This window comes from Agrobacterium sp. ST15.16.024 (assembly GCF_027956545.1).
GTDB classification, from domain to species: Bacteria; Pseudomonadota; Alphaproteobacteria; order Rhizobiales; family Rhizobiaceae; genus Agrobacterium; species Agrobacterium cucumeris.
Map to the genome: position 1 here is coordinate 30209 of NZ_JAQKGO010000013.1, position 15066 is coordinate 45274.

The following is a 15066-nucleotide window of genomic DNA, read 5'->3' on the forward strand; positions in this document are numbered from 1 at the left end:
CGGTTTTGTCGGAAGGCAGTCGACACCGATGTATCCGGGATTGGTGCGCCTGTAGCGCCTTCGTTATTCGAGTTCAACGTAGCGGAGCGGCTGAAGTCTCGACGAAATTCTTCATCTGCCATGATCGATCCTTTTCTACCTTCTGTTTCCCTCATCCCCTTGGCTGCGCCCGTCCCTTGACCGCTTACGAATGCTCGGCTCGGCGTCATCATCACGAGGACGCTTAGAATTTGGCTCTCCCTGCTGCCGGCGATCGGCTGTCGGAGGCAATGCGTCCGTAGCGATGTTGGTCTGCCCCGGGTCATCCAACGGATTTGATCCAGGGGGCTGGATCGGCGATGTAATCGGATCGTCCTGGGCAACCGGTACGGCGCTGATTGTCACTCCCGTCCGAATTCCGTCTACCCTGGTCAGTTTTGCGCCGCTCTGCTCTTCCTCATCACCGCGAGGCCGTTTTCGATGAGGCCGTTGCCGAACATCATCTTCGCTTGTTGTGTGCGTGACGGGTTCGGTTGCCAAACGATGCATGCCAGAACGGCCTTCAAGATCCTGGCCGTCTCCGGCGATGGTGAGAGGGCCGTTCCTCAAGTTGCCATCGTCCACAAAGGCTTTATCGCTGCCGGATTGAGAACGGGAATCGTTTCCAGATGATACACGATCGGGCGTGACACCGTTGCCGTTCGATCCGATCAGTGCCCGGGAACGTACTTCAGACACCGATTGCAGACCGCCGTTTCGTCGCAAGTTTTCTGACACGTTTTGAGGCAGCGAACCGTACGAAGAATTAAAAGATTGATCCGGTTCTCCGTCGTTTCCCCCAGGCGAGAATTCTTCGAAATCAATATCCTCGAAACGAATTTGATTGGCCTGCTGCCGCTCCAGGCGTCGATACTGGGCAAAAGTCATCGGCCGCTCCGAGATGCCGCGCTCAGCTCGGCTCGTCGCCTCGAGGACGACGCCATGACGAAGTGAAATCTCGGCCATTGTAATGCGCAAGGCGTCATAATTCAGTTGGGGGTGGCGCCGGGATATTTTCAGCCAGCCGTGCCCCAAAAGTTCGCGACGATTAACGACCACATGCAGATGTGGGTGATCGCGATCGATGTGAAAGGCTGTAAGATAGTTGTATCGGCCTCCCCCTGCGCCTGACCCAAACATCTCGGCTGCCCACTCCCGGCTCGCTGCATAAGCTGCTACCTGACTTGTACCGGCAGGGAAGCTTACAATAATGTGGGTCGTCAACTCCTGTTGCCTTTCCTCGTCTGGCCGACTTTCGTGATAAGTCCCGGTTTCTTGAACCCAGCTTAGGGCGAGTTCGCGGATTTCATCCGGTGGTACGAAAGTATCGAGATGTCGGGCCGAACGCTGCAGCTCCAACTTGCCCTTCCGAGATAGATACTCCAACTGGTTGATAATCTGTTGGAGGGTCTTCGTCCCACCTCCCGGCACAATGCGGATGATGACTTGAGACCGATCGGGCATCCAACAGATTCCCCCAAGTGCTACGTTAATGCTGCAAGGCGTCCGCCAGCATGGAGCAACCGTCGATCCGTCGCCGTGATACGGACAAAATGGAACGGAGCAAACCGTCGAGATCAGCGAACGATTTACCGAAAGCGTTTCGTTCAGCTTGCAGAGCGCCCAAATCCGTTGTCGGATTTTCAGCATAGGCACACAGCAGCGCGGCAATGTTGTTTGAGAGTGCTCCTATTGAATGAAGAATGGCTTCCATCATCTGACGAGTCTCTGCATCGATTTCGAGAAAGCCGGCAATGCGGCGAACCGCAACTCTTATGGCCATGCTGTCGGAGAGCCCCAGCAGACGGGCTTGGCGAGAGAAGCTCTCATATTCCGACGATCGCAAACGAGTGCTAACGACCTTGAAACCTTCAATCTTCGGGCCTTCACGCCGGTCGACAATGTCACTTGAAGTGGATTTTTCGCTTTGCGACATGGCTTGCTCCATAGAAAACGGAATGATCTGGATTTGTTCCGGAGTGAAATTCTCCAGTTGAGACTGAGGGAGCCTAGCCGCCAACAGAATAAATTCAAGAATATACTGTTCATATTCGGATCTATATAGTTACATTTGCAACTATCCTTCAATGCAATTGAAATATACTCCTGATAATTTCGCTATACAGACAGTCACACATACAAACAATGATACAGACGCACTTTCGTTCACAACGTCGCCAGGATAAACTTATGAAACTTCTGACATTTTGCTCATTTAAAGGAGGCGCCGGCAAAACCACGGCGCTCATGGGCCTTTGCGCTGCGTTTGCAAGAGACGGCAAAAGAGTGGCTCTCTTCGATGCGGACGAGAACCGGCCGTTAACGCGATGGAAAGAAAACGCGATGCGTAGCAACACCTGGGATACATCCTGCGAGGTGTACGCTGCAGAAGAAATGTCGCTTCTTGAAGCGGCTTATGAGGACGCCGAGCTTCAGGAATTTGATTATGCGCTGGCCGATACGCATGGTGGTTCGAGCGAGCTCAATAACACAATCATCGCTAGCTCAAACCTGCTTCTGATCCCGACAATGTTAACGCCGCTGGATATCGATGAGGCACTTTCGACATATCGTTATGTTGTCGAGCTGCTGCTGAGCGAGAACTTAGTGATTCCGACCGCCGTGTTACGCCAGCGAGTCCCGGTTGGCCGATTAACCACGTCACAACGCGCGATGTCAGACATGCTGGTGAATCTGCCTGTCGTACAATCTCCAATGCATGAACGAGACGCGTTCGCTGCAATGAAAGAGCGTGGCATGTTGCATCTCACATTGCTGAACACGACAAATGATCCGACGATGCGCCTCCTTGAGCGGAACCTCAGAATTGCGATGGAGGAACTCGTAACAATTTCAGAATTGATTGGCGATACCTTGGGGAATTGAAGATGGGGATCCGCAAACCTGCTTTGTCTGTCGGTGAAGCAAGACGGCTTGCTGCCGCGCGACCGATCGTTCACCCAATCCCAGCTCTTTCCTCGCAAAACTTGGCGCCTTCGCAATTACCTGAAAGAGCCGGAAAGGAAAAACGACCAGCGCCTCCTATCGCCGCCAAACGTCGTGACAACTTCGATCGGCAATCAATGCTAACGGCGGACGCCTTGAGTTCGACTGCGCCGCCGGAAAAAGTCCAGGTCTTTCTTTCGGCACGCCCCCCCGCTCCTGAGGTATCGAAGATATATGACAACTTGATTCTGCAGTACAGCGCTACCAAGGCGCTGCAGATGATCTTGCGCCGTGCGCTCGCCGATTTTGAGAACATGTTGGCGGACGGATCATTTAGCACGGGGCCTCAAAGCTACCCGATCTCAAAAGTAGTCGAAAAACCTATCGTTGTCCTGACTTCTCGCATGTTCCCGGTATCGCTGTTAGAAGTCGCACGCAATCACTTTGATCCATTGAGATTGGAGACCGCCAGGGCTTTTGGCCACAAACTGGCTACGGCCGCACTTGCATCTTTCTTTGCCGAAGAGAAGATAAGAAAAGAACGCTAATATGATGAGGCCGGTCACTTGACGGCGGTATTGTATTCGACAGCAGGCAATGAGGCAGCCCCTACCCAGCTACAACACAGCCAGCTCACTCTAGGCTGTGTCCCCATAACGGGGTTCATGTTGATGACGTTGTGTGATTCAATTTCCTGGAAAGGAGATTGTTATGCGCCGTCACGAACTGACCGACGAGGAATGGGCGGTTATCGCCCCTTTGCTGCCGACCAACAGCCGTGGAGTTGAGCGCGTGGATGACCGCCGGGTGATCAATGGTATCCTATGGCGTTTCCGGACAGGTTCATCCTGGCGTGATGTACCGGAGCGCTATGGTCCGCGCACGACGCTCTACAATCGCTTCTCTCGCTGGCGCAAGGCAGGCGTCTGGGATCGCCTTCCCGGCGCTGTTTCAAGGCATTATGCCGGAGAGATCGTCATGATCGATTCTTCCTGCGTCCGCGTTCACCAGCATGGTGCAAACGAAAAAAAGGGGGATCTGCCGATCCTTGCATGGGACGTTCGCGTGGCGGCCTGACGACAAAGATCCACGCGCTCGTCGATGCTGATGGTTTGCCGGTTCGACTGGCATTGACCGCCGGTCAGGCCGCCGATGCTCCTATGGCCGAAAAGCTGCTGAGTGACATTCGGCCCGGAACGACACTGCTTGCCGACAAGGCCTATGACACCGACGCGATCCGTAACTTCGCCAAGCAACGCAAATGCTGGGCAAACATCCCCGCCAAGGCCAACCGAAAACAGACCTTCAGTTTCAGCCGTTGGGTCTATCGCCAGCGCAATCTGATCGAGCGTTTCTTCAACCATCAAACAGATGCGTGGTCTGGCAACACGATACGACAGACGTGCTGACAACTACCTTGCCGGGCTCAAACTTGCCGCGACGAGAATCTGGATCGCTTCAATTAACGAGTCCGCGTCCTAGGATCAGATCGAAAAAGGCATATGCGTCGCTGCTTCAGGCCGCCATCAGACCTCCATAGGAAACATCCACATCAGCGTCGAAGAAATAGCCGGCACCCCTGGCAGTTTTGATCAAGTTTGGGCTCGCTGCATCCTGCTCAAGCTTTCGGCGGAGCCTCAAAATGAGAACATCAATGCTTCTGTCATATACTTCCTCCTCACGCACTCGGCTCGCGATGAGGAGCTGTTCTCGGGAAAGCACGTCGCGTGGCTTTTCCAGGAAAGCGACGAGCAGATTGAATTCCCCTGCCGTAAGCTTCACCTCGCCATTTTGTGCGGATACCAATCGCCGCTGTCTGAGACTAAGTGTCCAGCCGGCGAAACAAAATGAACGCCGGTCTTTGGTTCGCATGACATTCGGTCGCACGCGTAATGCGACACGGATGCGTGCTAGGAACTCGCGCGTTCCGAAAGGTTTCGCGATAAAATCCGTTGCTCCCAGCTCGAGCGCCACCACTTTATCCGCCTCCTCAAGGCGATCACCGCTGATGATTATAATTGGAACATCGGATTTTGTGGCGAGACTGCGAACGATCTCAAGTCCGTCTTCACGCCCTAAATTGAGATCCACGACGACGACATCGACCGTCTCTGATGCAAGTACCCGGTTGAATTGCTGGCTATCTGATACCGCGGTGACCCTTAAGGCATGAATCGTTAAATACTCGGTAATAAGATGGCGCATCGCGGCATCGTCATCGATGACAAGAACATGTTTCACCAGTTCGCCTCCGTATGGGATTCTGCAGAATCGATAGATTCGTGCAAGCAGAGGATGTACGTCTCAGCCTCAACCTGATCATTTTCTCTCACTATGAGGGTAGTTCGGCAAAATTTCGGCCAAGCCGTGCATGACAAAAATGCTAACGGAAGGTTTCAGATTGATGACAGGAGTTGCTGCAGCGCGCTACACTTGTAACGCTTTAAAATCTGCGCGAGCAGACCTCCGTGCGGCTCTATTGCTGGTTTAGAAGATCCCCTATCGTCTCACCGCGTCGGCGGGCATCGGCGGCGAGCCATACTTCGCCCACTTCGTAAACATCGCCGTAAGCACGGAAGGGAACAATGACATCGATTGCCGTTGCCAACATGTCAATCAGTGTGCGATCTTCCAAGCATGCCCCCTGCACACTGCTCTTCACAAGTGAGAACAGCTTTTTGAAGCCTTGGACGGGATTCGCCCCATGTATGGTTGAAATCGATCCGGGGTGGCCTGAGACCACCTCACTCAGGTACGCCCACGCCGCGTCGTCGCGCATCTCACCGAGCAATATTCGGTCAGGCCGCATCCGAAGGCTTGCCTGGAGCAGCTGTTCCGCAGTCACTGCACCTAGCCCTGCCCCACTCTTGGAGTAGAGCAGTCTGACGTGGTTCTCATGTGGAATGACGAGTTCGAGCGTATCTTCAATGGTTATCAGCCTTTCTTCCCGCGGAATAGCACTGATCAAGGTCTTGCTCATCGTGGTCTTGCCGCTTCCGGTCGGCCCACAAAGCAACATCGTCCGCTTACCGATAACACATGCACGTAAAAATGATTCCAGATCGCCATTGTCGTAGTCGCGCAGAATCGCTTCGTCTAGTTGATCTCGTCGCTGCGTCCGGATTTGCCACTGATTCCATCGACGAACATCGTAGCGAGCCGAGACTTCCCCCAATTCAGAGACACGATTGCTCGGTCGTCGAATTGTCAAGCTCACGGTGCCAGAGGGTACCGTTGGCGGCAAGCAGATTTGCATCCGCTCGCCACCTGGGAGCTCGGTAGCGCAAAGAGGGTTGCGGGGGCCGACATCTTGTTTTCGCAATGCCCCTGCTAGAATGGCGATGTCTTCGAGATCATCATAAGAGAACGGTGCGGCGAACCTCGTGAAGACGCCACTTTGGCGTACAAAGGCTTCTCCCGGTCCGTTTATGGCAACTTCTTCAGTCCTCGGGTCATCGAGCCATTGCAAGACTGGGTTAAGAAGGGCGCGCAATTGCGGATTTACTTCCATTGGATGCATCTCGCAGCTTTGGCTATCTGTGCATTAGCGCAGATGCCGACGTTTCACCGATCCACCAGTCATATGAAGCTGGTAGATTCCTGAGAAATCCAAATCCCGCGCGACGAAGATCGAGACCGTGTCACCCTGATTTTTTTTCAAGGTTGGGGGAATGTTTATGGCCGCCCTTAGGGCCGTATCGGCCGCTTGTTCGCCATTGTTTTGGAAACTATTGAAGCTGGTCCCGCCGGTCGAATTCCCTGCGTAGCTACTTGCCGCCTGGACTGCGCCCTGGACGACACTCAGGAGCATGGCCCCGCTAAAGCGTTTCCAGAAATGATTGTCGACCGTACCCGGCAGTCCGGAACGGCCGAGTTCGTCGGCCCCCGGGGAGGAAAGAGAGACGACGGCGTGTGAGGGCGTCTCCGCGCGATTCCAGAGAACGAAAACGCGGGCGTCTCCCTGCTGCAGTCCACGCTGGATTTCGCCGACAACTGTCGTTCCGCGATCCAGAAGCACAACATTTCCGGTTGCTCCGCGTATGTCTTGAGGAAGTACACATTTCACATACCCTGCCAGATTTGTATCAATGGCGGTTTGCAGTATGCAGGGAATGATCGTTCCTTGCGTAACAGTGAAATCTGGGTGCGGCAAAAGTATAGCGAGGCTAGGCTGCAACACTGTCGGTTTCAAGCGCACAGAGAGATCGTTCTCAGCAGAATCCTCCGACGCGGCTAGGGAGTTGGCGTTTCTATTGTCTTGGCCACCGTTCTGAATATCAGCGTGTGGGGCGGATTTGACACCATTCTGATCACCTCCGCTGTAGGCAAAGATCGGTGTTTCTTCGGGCCTCAGTTCGTTGTGTTCTCGCTGATGTTGATCCGACGGCAAAACCGTTGCTTCCGCAGCTGGCGGTGTCATTGCCGGTTTGGCGGGAATATCAATCGGGGCCGGCCGAAAGGGCTTCGTGTTGGCATCGATCATTGTGTTTGGTGGAGACGGCTCGGTCCTTTTCTTTGAACGCGCCCCGAGCCAAATGAGGCTCAACGACAGTACCAGGACTAAACCCGCAACAAGGAGCTTTTGCGACCCCGAGAGGCGCCGGCCATGAGGATCGGTGACGAGGGATCCGGGCGCGTCGATACCTTCTCTGGATTGGGCATTCACGTCCTCCATCACCTCGTCTCCTTCAGCACGCGCACTACATCGGGTCTGACTGTGCCAGTGCCCGGCTTCCGTCCGACGGCGTCATATGCCTTATTCCAGATGCAAAGTACTGTATGGCCGTCCCGCAGACGCCATTCCCTGGAAACTGATGCTACTTCAACGTAATCTCCCTTAACTGAATAGTTGGCCGTGGCTTCCTTGCCATCTGGGTTAATCACGTAGATTGAAGGTACACGCACGTTTCCGGGAAAGCGAAATGTCGTGGAATACCCGTTGTCGAAAACCTCGAGCGGTAATAGCGAGCGGTCTCCTTGCGCGACATAGCTCCAATTTTTCGCATCTGTGCTGCCACCTGCTGGCGGACGCTCGAGCAAGTCCTCGGCTCGACGCTGATATTGTGCTTGCGCCCGCATCCGATCCGCAAGATCTCTCTGCTCCGCTTCTTTTCGGCGAGCAGCGGCAACGTCGGCAGGATAAGTGAACTGTACGCTGTAGTAGAGGTCAGGCTGCTCTTTATCGAGCCGAGACATCGTTCTGGTCGCGAGGCTGAAAACATAGCGCCGCATTCCTGCGTCGCTTGCGGTAAGGACGATCACAGGCTGCGGCTGCAGCACTTTGCTGGCCTTGAAAAACAGATAATTGCCGCGTGGGAGCGCAGCGAGATCTTTGCTGTTGGAAACGGCGACGGCTGTCACCGCTTCATTGGACCCAAATGTTACGACCAATGTGGCTCCAACAGCGGTTGAAAGGTGCACAACCTCATCGGGATTGTAGGCGAGATAGCGCATACGTGGATCCAGTTTGCCTGCCGCTGGCGTGTCTTCCGCGTTCGCGCCGCTGGTTACAAAGAGGATACAAACCAGGCCCAGAAACAAATTCTTGATCATTGCTGGCTCCGCGTCGTGTTCGAAACGGTATCTTCCGAAGTTTGATAGGAGGTAACGATTAAGCCGCCTGGATTTGTCAGCCTCAATCGGCCGGGCAAGTTAGTTACCGTTTCATAATGTACCGTTGCGGTCCAGGTGGTTACTATTGGAGCTTGCCCTTCCATGATGAGAGTGCGTTTGTAGCGGATCTGCTGGACGCCAGTCATAAGTTCGTTTGAGCCGATGTGCTCGGCTTCCAGCTTTCCGCGCTTACCAATGATGGTTTGGGGGGAGCTAGGACTGGGGTAATTGAAGAACTGCTGATAATCTTGACGCACCGTTGGGGCACTGAAGCTCGAGACCAGATCATAGGCGTATTGGGCTGTATCCGCCGAGTAGCTCTCCCGCAGACGAACATACTCCCATAGAGACGCATTCACGACCGCTTGCTCCTGCGTCGCCGGCAACCGCGAAATAGATACCTCACTGTCAACTGTACCGTCTGGGCGCACCCACAGATATACTGGAACAAGTTTGTTCAGCGGAAGCATGACGGCGATAGCGAAGGCCTGCGCCACGTTTCCTGCGACTGCAATGACAGCCAAAGCAGCCAAGGCTCTAGAGATTCGCCGAGCTGATCTAGCACGTGCAGACTGAAATGCTTCTACTTCCTTATAGTGGTCCGCCAATGCTTCCCGCTCTACTAACAGCGCGTATTCAGAGCCGTTCATTAGCCTCTCCTGCGTTGGTAGGCTGAAGGTCCGACTGAGCAGGCTGCCATCGCCCGACGTTCAGCGGAAAAATAGGCCCCTTACAAGTCGCCAACTGATCGCTTGTCTGACAAGACGCCAAGCCGATGATCAAAAACAATAGAAAGTACTTCAAGGAAATCCTCCATTTGTGAAGCTGGGACTAACGGCGGATTGTCCGGGCGAAATGGCGATTTAAGCTACCGGCCGTTTGCGTCGCACCGCTCCAATAGCTCCCTCCAATATTCCCGGCGATTGCCGGAAGAGCGACGATCAAGGCGTCGCCGGTCAGAAAGAACATGTCGAGTTCATAGAGGCCTATTATCTTGGCCGCCGTTGTGCCAGCAGAAGTGATAACCCCGAGCATTAGCACGAGTGCCGTCGCTTCCGTCAGAACCACGATAGTTGCCACTATGTTTAGAAGAAGCAGAAGTATGCCATAAGTGACGAGCTGGCCGATCCATTTCGCGGCCATGTCTCTAGTGCGATCGAAGAGATAGCCAACGAGCATCAATGGACCGATCGCCAATAGCACCTTGGTGAGGATTCCGACGGCATCGTAGATTCCAAACGCAGTCCAAAGCGTTCCATAGAAAATCCATTGTGCGCCTTGAAAGGCGAGGATGTCTTGATCGTTCATCGGCCCAATTTCAGAAGCAATCTTCTGAAAGGCTACTTGCGTGAGTGAAAACATCGTGTCGAGCTGAGCAGGAATCGTCTGCAAAGGAAGCCCACTGATACCGAACTGTTGAATGAAATTCGGAATCGTATCCTCGAAAACCGAGACAACGTAATCATGATATTCCGCCTGCTCAACGATAAGAGCAACAACTACCGATACCATGATTACCCGGGTGATTCCGCCCCGTGCGTCCATTTCCCCACGCATTACGAGGATGCCCTGGACAATGATCCATAGCGTCACGCAGGCCACGAGAGGAGCGCTGACTGCCCGTTGAATGTCCCCAAGCAACGTGTCCAGCCCGACGGTGAAGGCGAGGTCGAATATCGTATGTATCGCCGTAAAAGGCGCAGGAATGCTAAAATTCATTGCCCTTACCTGGATTTAGCTTCGATTTTCTACGGAGAAAGAGGGCCCTGAATGAACAGTAGCGGATCAGTGCAGTTGAGCGGCGCCAAATATAAGCGCAGTTGCCTGATGTTCCTTTCGTTGGGTCGCCGCCTCCTCCGCCTCGTGCAGCCCCGCCTGTGCGGTGGTCATCGTCAACAGGCTGGTCGCCTGAATGTTTTGAATAATTGCGTCATGGATCTGTTTGAGAAGCAAACCGTTGGTGACGGTGGCCTGCATGATATTGCGTGAGCGGGAGAGCTGGCCCGATGTCTCAGAATTTGCCGCAAGGCGCTTGTCCATTGCATCCAGATTGTCAGCCGCGACACCGGCAGCATTTGCGGCGCCTGCAATCTGCTGTCGCAAAAGATTTCCTTCAGCGTCGTCGCCCACGACTGCGCGATCGGCATCTAAGGTAATTGCACGCGCAGTTGTCGAAGCAGGCATCTGCGGCGAAAACATTTCCTTGTCGAGTTGGCCGGCAGAGGGATATTGGTTTTTCTGGTCGATCGCTGATAACATGCCGGTGACGCCAAAGGGCGAGGTCAACATTGTCACCATCGTGATCAATTGCTCGAGGTTCGCCGCAGTATTGATCGCTGTCGTCAGCGTTTCGGCCTCCGTTGCAGGGTCGCTGACAACAAACTGCGCCTTGGCAGTCCCCGACAGAACAAGGCATATGAAAAGTGCGTTTATTACGAGCTTCGTAATATTCATGACTTCGAACTCCAGATCAATCCTGTGCCTCATGGTAGCGCGTCATGAATTTTTCCAGCCAGGCAGAGGGTTCCTCTCCATGCGTCTCGCGCAACTGCTGGGCAAAACGCACCGTATTGGCACGCCCGGATAGTACGGCGACGTATTCCGGCATGTCGCGCAGATCGAATTCGCACACAACACTTCCGCTCTCGCGCTTCAGCAGAAATTTGCGGCTGCCAATCGCCATCTCCTCGCGAATAGCCTGAAATTCTCGCTCGGTGCACTTCAACCCGTCTATGTAAGCAGAGCGGTCTGCAGTGGGTGATGGGTAGAAGATTTTGGTCATACATTGTGCTACGAGGCTTGCGCCCAATGGTGAATCAAGTACGTGCTCGGGTTGCTGCGTCGCAAGAACTAACATTCCGTTGTTCTTCCGGACGGTCAGCAGGAACTTGTCGACGACTGCTGCGAATTTCTGATTAAGCAGGTAGGAACGAAACTCATCGCAGCTCATGACGAAGCGTCGGCCATCTACCATCGCTCCTATTCGATGCAAAAGGTATGCTGCGGCCGGCGCGCATACCTCCTCATATTCGAGGAGATGGGTCATATCGAAGCCCGTAATCGAAGGATCTAACTTCACTTCGTCCGATTCGCCGTCAAACGCCCAGCCAAGAGCGTTGCCTCGGCACCACCGCTGCAATCTAGCTCCCGCACCTTCGGAGGGCCCGTGCAATAAGAACTCCCTTAAGCCCGCAAGGGATCTCATGTTAGGCTCAAACGAAAGTTGCCGTTGGATACCGCGCTCTAAGCGGCGATTTTCCTCCGGCGAAATTCCCCCCCTGCCGTCGCTTTCAATCAGCGCCACGATCCACTCGCGGAGAAAGTCCCGCGCCGCTGCCGTATCCTCTAGGCCGCGCAAAGGTGCAAGGCCGCTTGGGACACCTCGTCGTAACGTGAGGTACGTGCCCCCGGTGGCGCGCACAAGCAGTTCACCGCCACGATCCTTATCGAAAAAAACGATCGTCCCGCTGCGGTCAACCACGCTCTGCTCAAGCATCGCCAGGATGAAGGTCATAAGTGTCGTTTTTCCCCTGCCAATCGGCCCGAAGATCGCGGTCATGCCCACGTCGTTTTCGTGCGGAATATAATCGAAGGGCGTCCCGCCGTTTGTACGGAAACGAGCAACCGCACCTCCCCAATGGCCCGACTTCCTTCCGATAGGGAAGTTCTCGAATGAAACCAAGCCGGCAAAGTTGCGTGAAGTGATCGCTCCGGGACGGGTACGCCATCTGTGGTTTCCTGGAAGCTGAGACCAGTATGCAGCCTCCATTCCAATGCTTTCCTGCACGATAACCGCGCCCGCGTCCGACAAGCTCGTGCGGGCTCGCGCACCATAGTCGGCAAGGGTATCGAGATCATCGCCATAGACACAAAGGCTGAGATGATGCGAACCCATGACGAATTCGCTACTGGCCAATGAATCTTCTGCTTGGGCGAGTTCACCGATCTGGGTGACCGCCTTGTCACCGGAGCTAGTCATCTGGTTCGATTTGAGGCTGAGCTTGGCGTGAGCCTGTGCACGTGTGAGGAAAGAGAAACTCTGGCTCAAAACGAGCGGAAAACTTGATGACAGGAGTGTGTTAAGCATTCCGGGCCGCGTCTTTGCCGGGTACTCGCGGAATGAAAAGATAGATCCAACGTAACGATCTTTCGGCGCTCTAATCTCGAGGGCACGCTTGCCGCAGATGACCCGGTCGGTATAAACTGAGGCGCCGAGGGATCCGCTAACGACCGGCACCGGTAAAAAACGACAAGTCATTATCAGGCGAAGGGCTTCACCAATTTCCGTGAAAAGCACCTGATTTTTTTCTCGGATGCCAAGTCGACGAAGTCCATACCCATCAAGCGCGCCAGCGACAACGTTCCAAAGATCCTCCAGATGTCGGATCTGATGCGCAAGATCGCCTGGGTTCTTCCCATAGCGCCTGGTGAATCTGCTTCCCACTTTACCGAGAGCGGTGCGAGGAGAGACAATGAGCGTGAGGAAGTGGTCGTTTCGAAACAGTTTACCAGACAGAACACGCCGCTCGAACGTTTCGCTTAGGCTTGACGCGAAGGTGCTGCGAAAATGGCGTACCGGCGGTACTGGCACATCGTTGTGACGGACGAGATGGGCATATACTGAGACGTTATCATCGGCAATATTGCGAAAGAGCGTGTTAAAGGCACGGCAGCGCGCATTTCGGACCTCTACTTCCTCCAGTTCGAAGGGAAGGCCACTGATATGCGCCATGGTCAAGATGGAACCGTCCTCTAGAAGAACGACATGGTCGCTGAGGTGCCCTACGTAAGGCAGGTAGATTTCCCCAGATCTCTCGGTCCGTCCGCTTGCTCCGAACATTACGTCATTCCTCTTCCTCGCGACGCCACTCTGATGGGGTTGGGACTGACGCTCGCGCCGCCCCACGCATGGCCGTCAACGCTTCTCCCTGCCGTCTGGAGAAACAGCAAGACCACGCTTGCCGCGTTATAGTCCCGCTCTACGATGAGCCGCGCTCCAAGCCACAGCGGCAAGAGAACAATTTCATAGAGGGGGTTCTGCACAACAACGATGAGAAACCCCGCCAACATCATGAAAACTCCAGCAAGCGTCAGCGGTACCCCAAAGAACAATGCAGGTCTCGTTGCCGCCAAGTAGAGTGTGGCTTCTTCAAGATCGGCATTCATCCCCCGCCCCCTGTCAGTGTTTGGCCGAGAAAGCTGGCTCCAAACATGATAACGATCCCGCCAACAACACCTGCTACCAGACCAAGGGAAGCTCGGCCGAACATCCACGATACCCCGATGGCTACGATACCAAGAACGGCGAGCGATTGACCAAACGGACCGAGAATAAACGTGCAGATATTGTTGACCATGGTGGCGGGGTCAGTGCCCCCAGCGGCCTGCGCGGCAGCTGGCTCGCAGAAAAACAAGCTCCAGCCGATCGCGCCGGTGACGCTCGGCACGTGCGGAGCCAGCAGGCGCACAGCTCTGTGCCAGAGGCCACGGAATTTCGACGGTGCGCGGTATCCTTCAAGCCATGCCATTATGGTGCATCTCCATCATTCGGTTCGAAAACTTGATCTTGTTCGGGGGATTTGCGCTCATTCGGCTGCTGCGCCTCTGGCGGCGCGGACGAACCGACTGCTGAGTGGGAGCGGTCGTATGAACCCCAGACGTTCCAGGGTTCTTCTGGACTCCGCTCATCACGGTCGCCTTTTTTCCCCGACTGAGCCAGCGGGGGGACGAGTAGCTGAGCCGCCACTTCGACCCTCCGCACATAGCCGTTCGCGAAGCCGCGTGTCGGGTTGCCGGTATTGTAAGCCGAAATTGCTCGCCGGATGGCAAGTTGTTCTGACTCTACCGTGTCGCCGCCACTATAATGCCGTACGAGCAGGTCCGCCGCCGCCGACAGGGACACGCAAGGGTTGATTGCATTGCCGGCAGTCAAGCCCAAGTTCGCGAAATTTTTCGAGTTCACTTGCATTAGGCCTACATCGACTGAATGCCCTGCTGCGACGCGATTGTTTACGCTTTGCGTAGCATCCGCCGGATTCTTGCCATGTAAAGTTTCGCCGGTGGTATTGTCATGCAGCACGAGCGGATCAAACTGACTTTCAACCTTCGCAATCGCTCCAAGCGTCGATGGAGCGACTGAAGGTGCGCATTCGCGAGCGAGTTGGTTAAATTCAGCGAACGAGAGCGGCGCAGCTTTGCTTGGCTGGACCATCAGAAAAATGATCCCGAAAGATCCTGCCGTCTTCCGCATTGTTTATTCCCCACTGTATCGCAATGATCTTGGTCAGCATGAAATGACTCGATCGCTAACAGTCGCGACTATGGGAGGTGTCTGTTACTTTCTGATTTTATTATCTTACCTCTCGGTTTCATTTGAAGCATCGAAGCGAAGCCGTTTGATTTCTTGAATCGAGGGAATCGGCGGCCCAAGCGGTGATCCCTAGGCCATGAGAGCGAATTCACCATAGCGGCGGTTTTCGAAAATTTTCG

Annotated in this window: 16 protein-coding genes and 1 pseudogene; 3 read left to right on the forward strand and 14 right to left on the reverse strand. The window is 54.5% G+C overall.

What is annotated here, in order from left to right:
• Window positions 1-135: 135 nt before the first annotated feature.
• The gene (locus tag PL640_RS23665) at window positions 136-1482 is read right to left on the reverse strand and encodes a T-DNA border endonuclease VirD2 (protein WP_012476041.1); all 1347 of its coding nucleotides are present in this window, start codon (window positions 1480-1482) and stop codon (window positions 136-138) included.
• Window positions 1483-1507: 25 nt separating this feature from the next.
• Window positions 1508-1954 carry a T-DNA border endonuclease subunit VirD1 gene (gene virD1, locus PL640_RS23670; RefSeq protein ID WP_012476040.1) on the reverse strand — a complete coding sequence of 149 codons (447 nt, stop codon included), beginning with the start codon at window positions 1952-1954 and terminating at the stop codon, window positions 1508-1510.
• A 254-nt stretch (window positions 1955-2208) separates the two neighbouring features.
• Between virD1 and PL640_RS23675 the strand changes: the two genes are divergently transcribed.
• From PL640_RS23675 to PL640_RS23685, 3 genes and pseudogenes are all read left to right on the forward strand, one after another.
• The gene (locus PL640_RS23675) at window positions 2209-2904 is read left to right on the forward strand and encodes a conjugal transfer ATPase VirC1 (protein ID WP_012476039.1); all 696 of its coding nucleotides are present in this window, start codon (window positions 2209-2211) and stop codon (window positions 2902-2904) included.
• A gap of 2 nt (window positions 2905-2906) precedes the next feature.
• The gene (locus tag PL640_RS23680) at window positions 2907-3512 is read left to right on the forward strand and encodes a conjugal transfer protein VirC2 (RefSeq protein ID WP_010900354.1); all 606 of its coding nucleotides are present in this window, start codon (window positions 2907-2909) and stop codon (window positions 3510-3512) included.
• 163 nt (window positions 3513-3675) lie between these two features.
• Window positions 3676-4373: pseudogene (locus tag PL640_RS23685) on the forward strand (IS5 family transposase).
• Between the two features lie 106 nt (window positions 4374-4479).
• On the opposite strand, the gene PL640_RS23690 reads toward PL640_RS23685, so the two are convergent.
• The 12 genes from PL640_RS23690 to PL640_RS23745 all read right to left on the reverse strand — a co-directional run bounded on the left by PL640_RS23690 (window position 4480) and on the right by PL640_RS23745 (window position 14827).
• Entirely contained in the window at window positions 4480-5205 is a 726-nt protein-coding gene (locus PL640_RS23690) for a response regulator (protein WP_012476036.1), read from the reverse strand.
• A 235-nt stretch (window positions 5206-5440) separates the two neighbouring features.
• On the reverse strand, window positions 5441-6475 hold the full coding sequence (virB11, locus tag PL640_RS23695; RefSeq protein ID WP_012476035.1) for a P-type DNA transfer ATPase VirB11: 1035 nt from the start codon (window positions 6473-6475) through the stop codon (window positions 5441-5443).
• 33 nt (window positions 6476-6508) lie between these two features.
• Window positions 6509-7639, reverse strand: coding sequence for a type IV secretion system protein VirB10 (gene virB10 / locus PL640_RS23700; RefSeq protein ID WP_012476034.1), 1131 nt, complete (start codon window positions 7637-7639; stop codon window positions 6509-6511).
• A complete protein-coding gene (gene virB9 / locus PL640_RS23705) occupies window positions 7639-8517 on the reverse strand; it encodes a P-type conjugative transfer protein VirB9 (protein WP_012476033.1) in 879 nt (292 codons plus the stop codon). Before virB9 ends, virB10 begins: the two co-directional genes overlap by 1 nt.
• The gene (locus PL640_RS23710; RefSeq protein WP_012476032.1) at window positions 8514-9227 is read right to left on the reverse strand and encodes a type IV secretion system protein VirB8; all 714 of its coding nucleotides are present in this window, start codon (window positions 9225-9227) and stop codon (window positions 8514-8516) included. The genes virB9 and PL640_RS23710 overlap by 4 nt, the downstream gene beginning before the upstream one ends.
• Window positions 9214-9381: a type IV secretion system lipoprotein VirB7 gene (locus PL640_RS23715; protein WP_010900348.1), complete on the reverse strand. Its 168-nt coding sequence runs from the start codon at window positions 9379-9381 to the stop codon at window positions 9214-9216. The genes PL640_RS23710 and PL640_RS23715 overlap by 14 nt, the downstream gene beginning before the upstream one ends.
• Window positions 9382-9408: 27 nt before the next feature.
• A complete protein-coding gene (locus PL640_RS23720) occupies window positions 9409-10296 on the reverse strand; it encodes a type IV secretion system protein (protein ID WP_010900347.1) in 888 nt (295 codons plus the stop codon).
• Window positions 10297-10362: 66 nt separating this feature from the next.
• The gene (gene virB5 / locus PL640_RS23725; RefSeq protein ID WP_012476031.1) at window positions 10363-11031 is read right to left on the reverse strand and encodes a pilin minor subunit VirB5; all 669 of its coding nucleotides are present in this window, start codon (window positions 11029-11031) and stop codon (window positions 10363-10365) included.
• Window positions 11032-11047: 16 nt separating this feature from the next.
• Window positions 11048-13417, reverse strand: coding sequence for a VirB4 family type IV secretion/conjugal transfer ATPase (locus tag PL640_RS23730; RefSeq protein ID WP_077768109.1), 2370 nt, complete (start codon window positions 13415-13417; stop codon window positions 11048-11050).
• The gene (locus tag PL640_RS23735; protein WP_010900344.1) at window positions 13417-13743 is read right to left on the reverse strand and encodes a type IV secretion system protein VirB3; all 327 of its coding nucleotides are present in this window, start codon (window positions 13741-13743) and stop codon (window positions 13417-13419) included. The genes PL640_RS23730 and PL640_RS23735 overlap by 1 nt, the downstream gene beginning before the upstream one ends.
• Window positions 13740-14105, reverse strand: coding sequence for a pilin major subunit VirB2 (virB2, locus tag PL640_RS23740; protein WP_010900343.1), 366 nt, complete (start codon window positions 14103-14105; stop codon window positions 13740-13742). The genes PL640_RS23735 and virB2 overlap by 4 nt, the downstream gene beginning before the upstream one ends.
• Window positions 14105-14827, reverse strand: coding sequence for a type IV secretion system lytic transglycosylase VirB1 (locus tag PL640_RS23745; RefSeq protein WP_010900342.1), 723 nt, complete (start codon window positions 14825-14827; stop codon window positions 14105-14107). Before PL640_RS23745 ends, virB2 begins: the two co-directional genes overlap by 1 nt.
• Between the last annotated feature and the right edge of the window lie 239 nt (window positions 14828-15066).